Consider the following 13246-nt stretch of genomic DNA (forward strand, 5'->3'; position numbering starts at 1 on the left):
TGCTGATGCGGCTGCCGACGCAGCGCGCCAGTGAGATCGCCGAGTTGTTGCCGCATAACTGGTTGCCGTTGCGCAACCTGTAATGCCCGTTCGCTTACGATGCGGCTGCCGACGCAGCGCGCCAGTGAGATCGCCGAGTTGTTGCCGCATAACTGGCTGCCGTTACGCAACCTGTAATGCCCGTTCGCTTACTGTATTACTACTGTTAGGGTTATTCAGGTGGCCGCGATCTGGTGCAGGTGGCCCTGGGCGGGCTGGAGGGTATCTACCGGCCCGGCTATCGGTACCAGAAAGCTGGGTTGATGCTGATGAACCTGGCCAGCCCAGGGCATATCCAAGTCGACCTGTGCGGCCCGGCACCACGTCCGTGCAGCCAGGAACTGATGGCCGCCCCGGATCGAATGAACGCCAGTATGTGGCGCGGGTGCCGACGCAGGCGGCTGGGCAATGAAGCAGGAACTGCGTTCGCCGGGCTACACCAGCCATTGGGGGGAGTTGCCAGTGATGCGTGGGTAGTGACTGCGCGTGGTGTTACACCGGCGGGTTCATTGAGCGCTTCGGTTTTTTTGTCGGTGGAGTGGAGGGTATATTGAGTGCGCTTGTCACTGAGCATGCCGAGTGTGTGGTTCACTTCGTATACCGGTACATTGGCATAGATAAACTTTAAGAGTACCCAGGGTTATATAATTCAAGGATATATTTCCAAAAATTATCGGCTTCTGATGTTCGAGGAGTACGCAAACGGTATAGCAAAATTTTAAGATCGACGCTCTCCACAGGGGTGCGAAGTACGATCAATTGTCCATTATCAATCTCATGTTGAATCAAGCTAGCTGGCAACCAGGCCACGCCATGTCCCTTCATGACCAATGCTTTTAGCCCTTCTGCCAATGCACTTTCAAATATTGGTCGAAAATTAAAGTCAGATTGTACTCGAGGCAGGCACTCTTGCTTAATTAGCTGACCAAGGAAGGAGTCATCAGGGTAGGTCAGCAGTTTCATCGGGTGGTCGGATTGGAGGGGGTGTAGGGGGTGCCCCATTTCATTCACGGCAGATACCAGAATCAGCCGGTCGGTGCCGACCTGAATGCAGTCGATATCGTCCCGGCCAAGTTGGCCGAAAGAAACAGATGAGGAAAAGCACAAGAGAAAATCTCCTGTACCGGAAAAGAAACCCTCCACCACATCGTGCAGATTACCAGCGTGCAGGCGAACCAAATTGTCGCCAATCAGTGATCCAACGTTCTGCATCCATGCCGGAAAAAAAGAAATGGCCAAGGTGTGCTGCGCGAAGAATTGCAGGCTTTCACGTTGTTCGTTATGCAAGCGGAGCTGGTCGCGATTCCCATAAATTTCGCTGATCAGACGCTTGGCTTCCTCGACAAACTCAATGCCGACCTGAGTCAAGGTTGTGGGGTACTGGCTACGGTCGACCAAGGGTACGCCTAGCCAATTCTCCAGTGAGCGAATTCGTCTACTAAAGGCCGGTTGCGTAACATTTCGGGTTTCCGCTGCTTTGGAAAAACTGCCGTTTTCGGCCAGCGCAACAAAATCCTTAAGCCACTTTAACTCCATGAGAACTCCTTGCAGGGTCCGTGGATAGAGACCTATGCCGAAAGGTAACCGGGGCCAGAGAATATAGCATTGGCCGCTATCCGGAGGATCTAACTATTGTCTTCCGACGTTAACAAAAGATCCCTTCCACAGGAGCCTCACCATGCATCTATCCCGTTTTCCTCGCCTGCACTTCGCCCACCTGCCGACTCCACTGGAGCCGCTGAGCAACCTGACTAAGCTGCTGGGCGGACCTAACATTTGGATCAAGCGTGACGATTGCACCGGCCTGGCTGGCGGCGGCAACAAGACTCGCAAGCTGGAGTTCCTGATGGCTGACGCCATCGAGAAAGGCGCCGATACCATCATCACCCAGGGCGCCACCCAGTCCAACCACGCGCGTCAGACCGCAGCAATCGCGGCCAAGCTGGGCATGGTCTGCCACATCCTGCTGGAGGACCGCACTGGCTCCAAGGCTGTGGATTACAACTACAACGGCAACGTGCTCCTGGACCAGCTGATGGAGGCGCCGCTGCGCAAGTTCCCGGCAGGCACCGACATGAACGCCGCCATGGAAACACTCGCGGAAGAGCTGCGGGCCAAGGGCAAGAAGCCTTACATCGTTCCAGGCGGTGGTTCCAACGAGATCGGCGCACTGGGTTACGTCAACTGTGCGCTGGAAATGCTCAACCAGGCCAATACCGCTGGTCTGCGCATTGACTCAGTCGTGCATGGCACCGGCTCCGCTGGCACCCAGGCAGGTCTGGTCACCGGCTTCAGTGGTAGCAACAGCCTGATCCCCGTACTGGGCATCGGTGTCCGCGTGCCGCGTGAGCAGCAAGAAGCCAACGTCTTTCGCCTGGCTGAGCGGACCGCTGAGAAACTCGGCATTCCTGGCGCCGTCAAGCGTGAAGATGTAGTCGCCAACTGTGACTACGTTGGCGAAGGCTACGGCATCCCGGCTGCCAGCACGATCGAGGCAATTGAACTCTTTGCCCGCCATGAAGGCATCCTGCTGGATCCGGTCTATTCGGGTAAAGGTGCAGCCGGCCTCATCGACTTGATTCGTAAGGGACACTTCAAGAAGGGCGAAAACGTGGTGTTCCTGCATACAGGCGGCAGCCAGGCTCTGTTCGGCTATCGCGAAGCTTTTGATTTCCCTCAGTACGACTGATTCTCGAGCCAGGAGCGTATAAACCATGAAAGGACTGGCCGTGATTTCCATCGATCGGATCGGCGAATTCAAGCAGCGTTTCTTTCCGGGACTCTGTGTCGCCGTGACTATCGGCATCGCGGCTACCTTTCTTTCACAGCGCTACGGCGCCCCGGCGATGCTAATGGGTTTGCTCTTGGGGTTGGCGTTCAACTTCCTCAGCGAGTCGCCCAGTGTCATGCCGGGCATCGAGCTGGCCGCCAAGCAATTGCTGCGTCTGGGCGTCGCCATGCTCGGCCTGCGCATCACCTTCTCCGACGTCCTGAGCCTAGGGTGGCCACCATTGCTTATGGTGTGCTCGGCGGTACTGCTGACCATCGGTTTTGGTATTGTCATGGCACGACTGCTGGGATTCAGCAGCAGCTTTGGCACCCTGACCGGCGGTTCGGTGGCAATCTGCGGGGCCTCCGCTGCAATGGCGATCAGCAGCGTACTGCCGCAAAACGAGCAGACCAAAAAGGACACGCTGTTCACTGTCATTAGCGTCACCACGCTCAGTACTGTGGCGATGGTGCTGTACCCCATGATCAGCCATTATTTGGGGATGACGCCGGCTGAAACGGGGTTGTTTCTCGGTAGCACAATTCACGATGTCGCTCAGGTGGTCGGTGCCGGATACAGCGTATCCAGTGAAGTCGGCGACTTGAGCACCTTCGTCAAGTTACTGCGCGTTGCCATGCTGGTGCCAATCGTACTGGTGATCGGTGTGGTTATTCGCCGCTCCATGGCCAGCCGTGGTGAAACCACCACGGGTGGAGTTGCCGTCCCAGGCTTTCTAATCGGGTTCGTGGCGCTATTCACCCTGAACAGTCTTGGATGGATCCCGCAGATGATCGTGGAACCACTGGCCGACAGTGCTTCTTGGTTGTTGTTGACGGCAATTGCCGCGCTGGGTGTGCGGACTTCGTTAAAAGAAATCATGACCGTTGGCCTGAAACCGGTACTGCTGGTGATCAGTGAAACGATTTTCATCGTCTTGCTGATACTGGGTTTTATCGCGATAAGTTGATTAAACAAGTTAACCAACACATCATTGAGGTAAATCTGATGGAATATCTTAAGCGTGCGGCTGCAGAAGATGATGTAGCCCAAGAAGATGAGCGTATCCAGGCCACGGTCAAGGACATGTTGACCAAGATCAAGCGTAATGGCGTATCGGCCGTGCGTGAGTACGCCAAACAATTCGATAACTGGCAAGGCGATTTTGTACTGTCAGATGATAAGAGGCAGGCACTCATCGCCCAAGTGCCGCAGCAAGTTAAAGACGATATTGACTTCGCCCACCGCCAGATTAAACGCTTCGCTGAAGCCCAGCGTGACAGCCTGAAGTCTTTCGAAATCGAAACCGAAGAAGGTGTACGCCTGGGACAACAGATCCTCCCGGTTCAGTGTGCGGGTTGCTATGTTCCTGGGGGACGGTATGCGCACGCCGCCTCTGCATTGATGAGTGTTGCTACGGCTAAGGTCGCAGGCGTGCCCTTTATCGTGGCCTGTTCGCCGCCGCGTGGCGACAGCATCAACCCAGCCGTAGCCTATGCAATGCATGTGGCCGGCGCTGATGTAATTCTGGAGATGGGTGGGGTTCACGCCGTCGCGACCATGGCATATGGCCTGTTTACCGATAGGCCGGCCGATATTCTGGTCGGACCGGGCAACGCCTACGTGGCCGAAGCGAAGCGCATGTTGTTCGGCGAAGTGGGCATCGATGTGTTTGCCGGCCCTACCGAGTCGGCGATCATTGCCGACCAAACTGCCGACCCAATGACCATTGCCGTTGACCTCGTGTCGCAGGCCGAGCATGGGACAAATTCCCCTGTTTGGCTGTTCACCGACAGCCGCGAGTTGGGTGAGAAAGTACTCGAGATCATGCCGATGGTGATCGCCGATATGCCAAATGCCGATGTCTGCGAAGCTGCATGGCGCGACCATGGCGTGGTGATTCTCTGCGACAACCGCAATGAAGTCGTAGAAATCAGTGATCAATATGCCTGTGAACACCTACAGGTACTGGCCGAAGATTTGGAATGGTGGAAAGCTCGCCTGAAAAACTACGGCTCGTTGTTCCTCGGCGAAGGCAGCACCGTGACCCATGGCGACAAGTGTTCCGGGACCAATCATATTCTACCGACTAAAAAGGCTGCGCGTTACAGCGGCGGTCTTAATGTTCAGAAGTTCATGAAAGTACTGACCTACCAAGAACTCAGCGAAGAAGCCAACTTGGTCTTCAGCGCCGCCGGTTCGCGGATATCCCGTGTCGAAGGCATGGAAGGTCACGCACGTTCTTGTGACTGGCGACTGCGTAAGTACTACCCCGGCACTCAGTGGGACTTCGAAGTCTTCGATCAAAAGCGTTACTGCTAACGGTCAGGAGACAGAAGCATCACGCCGACAGGGGCTATGTAATGACTAAATTTACCAAATCGTTCACCCAGCAAGAGTCTATTCCCGAGGAAGGCATCGCGCATGCAGTTGAGGTGATGCGCAGCGGACGTCTGCACCGTTATAACGCGGTGGGCGATGAGAGCACCGAAACGGTGTTGCTCGAGCAGGAGTTCGCCGCATACAACGGTAGCAAATACTGCCTTGCCTGCGCCTCAGGCGGATATGCCCTGCACATTGCGATGCGTGCTGTCGGCGTCAAGGCGGGGGAAAAGGTACTGTGCAACGCCTTCACCCTGGCCCCGGTTCCCGGGGCTATCCACAACGCTGGTGCCGTACCGGTACTGGTCGAAACTACCGAAGACTTCACCATCGACCTCGTCGACCTGGAAGCCAAGGCGGCAGCGGACGATGTGCATTACCTGCTGCTGTCGCACATGCGTGGTCATCTGGTTGACATGGACCGGCTGATGGAAATCTGCGAGCGGCATGGTATCTGCGTGATCGAAGATTGTGCACATACCATGGGCGCGTCTTGGAACGGCCGCAAGAGCGGCACCTTCGGCACGATTGGCTGTTTCAGCACCCAGACCTATAAGCACATCAACTCCGGTGAAGGTGGCCTGTTAATTACCAATGATGAGGAGTTGATGGCGAAAGCGATCATGCTCTCCGGTTCTTACATGCTTTACGACCGTCATCTGGCAGGCCCTGGCAAAGAAACGTTCGAAAAAATTCGGTTCGAAACGCCTAACTACAGCGGGCGAATGGATAACTTGCGTGCCGCGATTCTGCGCCCGCAGTTACGTAATCTCGACCGCCAATGCGAACGTTGGAATGAACTGTATAAGGTAACTGAAGAAGGCCTTCGGGACATCGAAGGCGTACGTATCCCACAGCGGCCACAGTCTGAGTATTTTGTCGGAAGCTCAATTCAGTTTTCGTTACCCCATCTGAGCCGGAAAGCCTTCACGCGCTTTATTCAGCGCTGTGAAGAGAACGGCGTCGTCATCAAATGGTTTGGCGATCCTGATCCCAAAGGCTACACCAGTCGCTTTGATAGCTGGCGCTACCTTGACGGGACGCCGTCATTGCCGAAGACCGAAAGCGTACTCGAGACGATGTGTGATATGCGCTTGCCACTGACGTTCGATGTTGAGGACTGCAGAGTCATAACAACTGTTATTTCGGAGACTCTACGATCACTCAAAGACTGAGCGGATACTTATGCATTAGTAGTAGGCACGTGAAAGGGGCTGCCATCCACCGGTTGCTGCCCTGAAACACAGACGTTAACAAAACGAGAGAACAAAAAATGAACACTCTAAAGAAACTGGCCAAAGCGTTTGCTATATCAACCGCTTTTATTGCCGTTTCGCTACCAGCGCTGGCAGAAGCAAAAACCTTCAAGCTAGGCATGCTTGGGTAGTATTGTGCGCATTTCCCTGATGCGCACACCAGCTTTCAAGCATGTTACCTTTGTACCACATTAGCTTGCAGATATAGCCAGGCAGTAGCGGCTAGCTGTTCAGTGATAAGATCACAGGATGCCACCACGCTTTATGATGGTGCGCTTTATAACTGTCTTTACTGTCGGTTCGAGGTTTAAATGGTCGAAAAAATAGTCGGAATAATCGGGGGAATGGGGCCAGAAGCTACAGTCGACCTGATGCGCCGGGTCATAGAGATGACGCCTGTCGAAGACGATGCAGACCATATCCGCATGCTGATCGACAACAACCCTAAAGTCCCGTCTCGCATTAAGGCGTTGATTGAAGGCACGGGTGAAAGTCCTGCCCCTTGCATGGCAGAGATGGCCCGCGGTTTGGTACGACAGGGTGCAGACTTTTTGGTCATACCCTGTAATACGGCACATTACTATTATGATGAAGTGGCTGCGGCAGTTTCAGCACCCATCATTAACCTTATTGAACTTACCGCGCAGACTGTTCACGCTCAGCAGCCGGGTATACATAAAATCGGATTATTGGCCTCCAGCGCCCTGCGTATGATCGAACTTTACGAGCCTTGGTTTCGCGCATTGGGAATAGAAATCTTATACCCTGAGGAAAGTAATCAGGTACAACTTATGCAGTTGATTCGTGACGTCAAGGCAGGGCGTAGAACCGACGCTCAGATCGAGGCGTACAATTCAGCCGCGAAAAGTCTCGAGGCGCAAGGGGCACAGTGCCTGGTAGTCGCCTGTACTGAGCTTTCGGTGCTTGACGACAAACTTCAATCGGCACTGCCAATTTATGATGCAGCTAATCTGCTGGCGGCTGAAATTGTCAGATTGGCGCGGGTGTAACCGCGTGAGTGTGCAAAGCGTTGCGATGAAGTAAGAGAGGGTAGTATCAAGGCGCACGTGCAACACCCATTACCAGGTGTTGTCATGTCGGCGAGGCGTACTCATTTAGGTGCCAAGGCGGGTAACCAACTAAAAATCGGTTGCCCGATACATGAGCGGTATCGTGACTATAGTATTAGCTCAGCGTCCATAGACAGCTATGGACTCCCTGTTGTTGATCGCCAAGGCGGTGTAACAGGATTCAGTGATGAGTACCACAATTATGACCGATGCTTTCTCTCACTCATCAATACCGGTCATCAGGTCCTGATCTTAACAATATGGAACCACTAACTATGCTGCGATTGGATCCCGGATTGACGCGGATACGTATCAAGGGCCTGCTCTTGCGCACGTATATCGGTATCAGGGATGTATGGATCAACAACAGGCAGGACGTGTCTATTAATCTGACCATCCTCTACACCGCAGTGGATGCTGCGCAAGGTGAGGACAGGATTTATTCACCGAACTACGACACCATTACTAAGGCGATTTTCCAGCAAGTGGATGGCTGCCACTTCGTCCTGCTCGAACACCTGCCCCAAGTAATACTCGATTTGGTGATGGAGCACCCGGCCGTATGCTGCGCCGAGGTGGAAGTAAATGATGTCCATGGTCCGCAGCCCTACAAGTCGGCATCGATCACACTCACTAAATTTCGCTCACCCTCCGAAAAAAACTTCTCTGATATTGGGGATGGATTAACGTAGTCCAGTATTTCAGGCGGTGTCGAAATCCGCGATTAAGAAACGGTATGTTGATCAAAACCAAACGATTAAATCAGTCGCTGACACCATTCTTATAGCTCGCTTCGAGCAAGCCGTAACTAGCATTACCCGAATAAAGCGTCCATTTCCTACATTCGTCAGCTAATGTTATGCGTCAACCAAAGGTTCGACGATGCAGCAGTGCGCCCAACTGAACGTTGTTTTTATCAGCCAACCAAAACGCATTTTAGTCTAGCTGAGTAGTTGTTTTATGATTCTAAATTATTTTAACCTTTGTAGATATCTGTACATTATTATGCTCGTTTCTGGTAGTGGATTTTTATAATGCATTTGCGTGTACTGCAAAAACATGTGAACCAGCAACAGACTTGTATAAAGCTTCTTGGTTTAAATTTTTACTTAGATACCAATTTTAGGGGCAGGCTACTGCCGGTTGTTTATAGGGATTAAGATTAAGTATGATTTCACTCAAGGTGTGTATTCTTGATTGGTCTTGAGAAAAGTGTTATTTTCATTTTTTTTGGCATCGAAGCCTGAGGCTGCTTGCGTGAGTAGATTACCCAATTCATTAAATAGCCCAACCTTGGAAGACGTTGCTCGACACGCAGGGGTGTCTTCAGCGACGGTGTCGCGCTACCTCAATAATCCTGAGGTGGTCAGTGAACGAAGCAAGTCAAAGATCGATAGGGCAATTAGATCATTAAATTACGTACTTCACGCTGCTGCGCGCACGCTTGCATCTAAAAGGTCGCGAATGATCGGTGCTATAGTGCCATCGCTGGATAATAATCTTTTTGGACATTCACTTGAAGTGTTTCAGGATTATATTTCCAAAGCGGGATATACAATGGTCGTTGCGTCCTCTAACTATGACGTTGATAAAGAGCGTAATCAGATTGCACAGATGGTGTCTCACGGAGTGGATGCTATATTGCTGGTAGGTGTCTCTCGCGATGAGTCAATTTACTACCTGCTTAATGAAAAAAAGATTCCCTATGTAATAACTTGGGCTATAGATCCTCTGGGCAAGCATCCTTGTATCGGATTTGACAATCATGACGCGGCAGCCAAAGTTGCAGACTATTTGATGGATTTGGGCCATCGTCAATTTGCTATGATATCTGGATTATTGAAAGGGAACGATCGAGCAAGTAATCGTTTGCAGGGGGTTCGGGATGCATTGGCACGACGTAATTTAAGCCTACCCAACGAGTGTGTTCTCGAAAGGCCTTTCGGTGTTGAGCATGGACAGGAAGCGTTTCGGCTTCTAATGTCTCGTTCTCCGCAGCCCACAGCAATAATTTGTGGTTCGGATCCTTTTGCCTTCGGGGCTATTATTGAAAGCAAAATTCTAGGCATCGAGGTGCCTAGAGAGGTCTCAATCACAGGTTTCGATGATACGTGGCTTGCACCTCACTTGACTCCTTCTTTGACGACACTAAGAACACCTCAGGAGCAGATAAGTGTGCTCGCAGCGCAGAATTTAATCTCAAGACTGAAGGAAGAGGATGTGAGTGCCCCGCCAGCCTTGGATGTCGAATTGATAGTGCGGGAGTCTTGCTCAAGTCCACTTGTTTGTCACGAGTGGACTGAGCATTGAATTAAAGATGGTCTGAGGTAGGTCAGGTGTTGCATTCAGTTTCCACGGCCGCCTAGTAATATATTTTTGCTGACTTCGGCCGCCACCGATTTTGATAGCGGAAATCGATCTGAAACGATCAGATTGCCCGTTCATTTCTGAATTTTTAGCTGCCGCGAGTTCCGCACGTACGGATCTGTGTGGGGGAGGGGGCAGGCAGGTGACTGCCATTCCTACCGCGACCGTTCGGTGGGCAACAGCTTGCGCTTGCCGCGGCGCTTGACCGGGGTAACGACTTCTTCCTCGACCTCAGCCTCAGCCGTATTCGGCGTGCTTCGGCCAGGCTTTCGGCTTCGCTGTACATGGCCAGCTGTGGCAAATTCGGATAAACGGTTTGCTCGGCTTCGCGCCAAGCCGAGCCTCAGACCTATCCCTGTATCACAGGGCGGCCTTAGCTTTTCCACATTCCTTTACCCGCAGCATCCACAGCGTTCTTCACCGTTCGCCAACCGACTCCGGCGGCGCTACGGGCTTCCCCTGCATCAGACTCACACAGCATCGCCATCAGCGAGTACGCCTGACCACCTTCGCCCTTCGGGTAGTGGGGCTCGATCAATCCCGTTAGCCCTTTTCACAGCACCACCCGATCCATATCGATCAGGAACAGCTCTTGACGAGTCTAAGGGCATTACCCGCGGGTCACCTTTGGTAGCAGCACTATTATTGTGCGTTACAGGAATGGACGTGCAATGACCTGTGTTGCGTGAAATCTATTCAGTATTCTGCCTTAGTGAGTAGAAATTTCTCATAACGATATATTTAATATTTCAATGCCTTTATTCAAAAATAGCAGAGCGAACCTATTGCAAGGACCCGTTCATGGTGTTAAAAATGAAAGCGCTTACATTTTATGAGTGACTTGCTTCCAGGCATCAAGTGAAGCGGAAGCTCAATCGTGTAACTCAAGCCGGTCAGGCCAATCAAGTTGTGCGGGTGTTGAGAAAACACACTGAGGAAAAATCATGAAGACACATTGTAAAGTAGTGGTGATCGGTGGTGGGATTGCAGGTTGCAGCACCCTCTATCACTTAACCAAAGAGGGTTGGACTGACGTCGTATTGGTCGAGAGAAATGAACTAACATCGGGCACAACTTGGCACTCTGCTGCTCAAGTGACTAATTTTGGTGCAGTGCAGACGATGGTGGGGCTAAAGAGCCATAGCATCAAGTTGTACAAAGAATTAGCTGCTGATCTTGAACATCCGATCAATTATCACCATGCTACTGGCGGCATCCGTCTTGCCTCTACCCAGGAACATCTTGATGGGTACAAGCATTTCATTTCTTTGGCTAAAGGAATGGGGGTCGACTTCGAGTTGATCGATGCTGCTGAGTGCGCAAAGCGGCACCCTTTGATTGAAACCCATGAGCTACTTGGCGGTCTCTGGGATCCTCTGGATGGTGACATTGACCCCGCTCAACTCACTCAAGCTCTGGCCCGTGCAGCGCGTAAAGCAGGTGCAGAAATATACCGTAATAACCCGGTTGAGGCCTGCTACCAAAAGCCTAATGGCGAATGGGTAGTGCAGACTCAAAATGGCGATATCACCTGCGAAATTATTGTAAATGCTTGCGGCTATCGAGTGAATGAGCTCGGCGCAATGCTGGGTGTTCAATACCCAGTTATCTCCATGGAGCATATGTATTTCCTGACCGAGCCATTACCTGAGTTGGAGGCTATCGACTACCGTGTTCCGTTGCTGCGCGACCCACGCGATGACTTCTATAGCCGTCAGGAGAAAAAAGGCCTGTTGGTAGGTATTTACGAGCAGCGTTGTAAAACTTGGGGGATGGATGGCATTGATCCAAACTTTGTTAATGCCCTTTGCCCTGATGATCTGGATCGTTGCCTGGATAACATGGAGCGCGTCTTTAAGCGTATGCCATGCCTGGAAAGAACAGGTATCCACAGCATTATCAATGGTCCAATTACCTATTCTGCTGATGGTAATCCGCTCGTAGGCAAGACCCCAGGTCTGAAAAATGCTTATTCCATTATTGGTCTGCGGGCCGGATTGGGCGAAGGCGGTGGCCACGGTAAGATCCTGGCGGAACTGATCGTTCACGGTGAGTCTGAGTGGGATACCTGGTGCATCGATCCTGCCCGGTTCAGCAAGCATGCGAACACCGAGTTTACCGCCCGTAAAGCGGTCGAAGATTACCAGAACGAATTCCGCTTCCACATGCCTCATGAGTTCCGCCCGGCGGGCCGTTTGGCGAAAACCACGCCAATCTATCCGGTGTTAAAAGAACAAAATGCCGAGTTCGGTGTGGTGAGTGGTTGGGAACGGGTCCTGTTCTTCAAGCCAACTGCTGACTTCAAGTTCAAGCATAGTTTCCGCTTCACTGATGTCGAAGAAATCGTCGCCAATGAGGTAAAAGCGGTACACGAGCATGTTGGTCTTATGGAGGTCAGTGGCTTCAACCGTTACGAAATAAAAGGTCCGGGTGCGGCTGAGTGGCTCGATAGCCTGATGTGCGGCAATGTACCCAAGAAAGTGGGTCGTATCGGTCTGTGCTACTTCCTTACCGATAAAGGCAATGTTGCGGGTGAAGCCACTCTGGCGAAGCTGTCAGACGATTGCTTCTGGTATGGTTCGGCGGCTGCCTCTGAAATCCATGATATGGATTGGCTGCGCGCTCGTCTTCCGAGCGAAGGCGTTGAGATCATCCCGATGACCAACTCGCATACGATTTTGGTTGTTTCAGGACCTAAGTCCAGGGACCTGTTGGCGAAACTGTCCCCGCGCACTGACTGGTCGAATCAGAGCTTCCCTTGGCTCACCGCCAAGTCTGTCTTCATCGGCCATGCTCAATCAGTTGCCATGCGTGTGAGCTTCAATGGTGAACTGGGTTGGGAGCTTCATGTGCCCAATGAGCAGCTCTACCTGACACACTCGCTTCTTACGGAAGCAGGTGTCGAGTTCGGTCTCAAGCAATTTGGTGCTCTGGCAACAGATTCGATGCGCCTCGAGAAGAGCTACCGTCACTGGAAGGCCGACCTGATCACCGAATTTGATCCGTTCGAAAGTGACCTGGACCGCTTCGTGAAGATGGAAAAGCCTAACTTCCCAGGCAAAGAAGCGCTTCTGGCCAAGGCGGGCACGCCGGCAAGAAGGAAGTTTGTGACCATGGTTGTTGATTGCGAACATGCCGCCGCTCACCCCGGCGACTCAATATGCGTTGCTGGTTCCGTCATCGGTACCGTTACTTCTGCGGGCTATGGTCACCGGGTGAAAAAGAATATTGCCATGGGCTTTATTGATCCCGCTTATGCACACGACGGTGCTGAGTTTGAAATAGAGATCATCGGCAAGCCGCATAAAGCCAAGGTGGTGCCAGGCTCTATATTTGATCCTGAAAATACACTGCTTCGGTCCTAA

The 13246-nt window shown here is 52.2% G+C and carries 10 protein-coding genes and 1 pseudogene; 9 read left to right on the forward strand and 2 right to left on the reverse strand.

Annotation, left to right across the window (positions count from 1 at the left end):
* Positions 1–447: 447 nt before the first annotated feature.
* Positions 448–516, forward strand: a complete 69-nt coding sequence (locus ACXPVS_RS24440) for a DUF4113 domain-containing protein (protein WP_458512239.1) — start codon at positions 448–450, stop codon at positions 514–516.
* Between the two features lie 147 nt (positions 517–663).
* Here ACXPVS_RS24440 and ACXPVS_RS24445 read toward each other — a convergent pair whose 3' ends face one another.
* Positions 664–1575, reverse strand: a complete 912-nt coding sequence (locus tag ACXPVS_RS24445) for a LysR family transcriptional regulator (RefSeq protein ID WP_458512193.1) — start codon at positions 1573–1575, stop codon at positions 664–666.
* 142 nt (positions 1576–1717) lie between these two features.
* Between ACXPVS_RS24445 and cuyA the strand changes: the two genes are divergently transcribed.
* The 7 genes from cuyA (at position 1718) to ACXPVS_RS24480 (ending at position 9824) form a co-directional block, all read left to right on the forward strand.
* Positions 1718–2728 carry a D-cysteate sulfo-lyase gene (cuyA, locus tag ACXPVS_RS24450; protein WP_458512194.1) on the forward strand — a complete coding sequence of 337 codons (1011 nt, stop codon included), beginning with the start codon at positions 1718–1720 and terminating at the stop codon, positions 2726–2728.
* Positions 2729–2753: 25 nt separating this feature from the next.
* Positions 2754–3776: a YeiH family protein gene (locus ACXPVS_RS24455; protein WP_458512195.1), complete on the forward strand. Its 1023-nt coding sequence runs from the start codon at positions 2754–2756 to the stop codon at positions 3774–3776.
* Positions 3773–5128 (forward strand): histidinol dehydrogenase, encoded by a 1356-nt coding sequence (gene hisD, locus ACXPVS_RS24460; protein WP_458512196.1) that lies wholly within the window; start codon positions 3773–3775, stop codon positions 5126–5128. Before ACXPVS_RS24455 ends, hisD begins: the two co-directional genes overlap by 4 nt.
* Before the next feature lie 41 nt (positions 5129–5169).
* Positions 5170–6363 carry a DegT/DnrJ/EryC1/StrS family aminotransferase gene (locus tag ACXPVS_RS24465; protein WP_458512197.1) on the forward strand — a complete coding sequence of 398 codons (1194 nt, stop codon included), beginning with the start codon at positions 5170–5172 and terminating at the stop codon, positions 6361–6363.
* Positions 6364–6755: 392 nt separating this feature from the next.
* Entirely contained in the window at positions 6756–7454 is a 699-nt protein-coding gene (cuyB, locus tag ACXPVS_RS24470) for a cysteate racemase (RefSeq protein WP_458512198.1), read from the forward strand.
* A 335-nt stretch (positions 7455–7789) separates the two neighbouring features.
* The gene (locus ACXPVS_RS24475; RefSeq protein ID WP_458512199.1) at positions 7790–8206 is read left to right on the forward strand and encodes a FolB domain-containing protein; all 417 of its coding nucleotides are present in this window, start codon (positions 7790–7792) and stop codon (positions 8204–8206) included.
* Positions 8207–8771: 565 nt separating this feature from the next.
* On the forward strand, positions 8772–9824 hold the full coding sequence (locus ACXPVS_RS24480) for a LacI family DNA-binding transcriptional regulator (RefSeq protein ID WP_458512200.1): 1053 nt from the start codon (positions 8772–8774) through the stop codon (positions 9822–9824).
* A gap of 532 nt (positions 9825–10356) precedes the next feature.
* On the opposite strand, the pseudogene ACXPVS_RS24485 reads toward ACXPVS_RS24480, so the two are convergent.
* Positions 10357–10470: pseudogene (locus ACXPVS_RS24485) on the reverse strand (IS5/IS1182 family transposase); the annotation flags it as partial.
* A 355-nt stretch (positions 10471–10825) separates the two neighbouring features.
* Between ACXPVS_RS24485 and ACXPVS_RS24490 the strand changes: the two are divergent.
* On the forward strand, positions 10826–13246 hold the full coding sequence (locus ACXPVS_RS24490) for a GcvT family protein (RefSeq protein ID WP_458512201.1): 2421 nt from the start codon (positions 10826–10828) through the stop codon (positions 13244–13246).

Source organism: Pseudomonas sp. Ma2-10 (assembly GCF_054330215.1).

Coding starts and splice junctions, on each gene's coding strand:
- ACXPVS_RS24445 (WP_458512193.1), bottom strand. CDS start 1,575: ATGGAGTTAAAGTGGCTTAAGGATTTTGTTGCGCTGGCCGAAAACGGC.
- cuyA (WP_458512194.1), top strand. CDS start 1,718: ATGCATCTATCCCGTTTTCCTCGCCTGCACTTCGCCCACCTGCCGACT.
- ACXPVS_RS24455 (WP_458512195.1), top strand. CDS start 2,754: ATGAAAGGACTGGCCGTGATTTCCATCGATCGGATCGGCGAATTCAAG.
- ACXPVS_RS24465 (WP_458512197.1), top strand. CDS start 5,170: ATGACTAAATTTACCAAATCGTTCACCCAGCAAGAGTCTATTCCCGAG.
- cuyB (WP_458512198.1), top strand. CDS start 6,756: ATGGTCGAAAAAATAGTCGGAATAATCGGGGGAATGGGGCCAGAAGCT.
- ACXPVS_RS24475 (WP_458512199.1), top strand. CDS start 7,790: ATGCTGCGATTGGATCCCGGATTGACGCGGATACGTATCAAGGGCCTG.
- ACXPVS_RS24490 (WP_458512201.1), top strand. CDS start 10,826: ATGAAGACACATTGTAAAGTAGTGGTGATCGGTGGTGGGATTGCAGGT.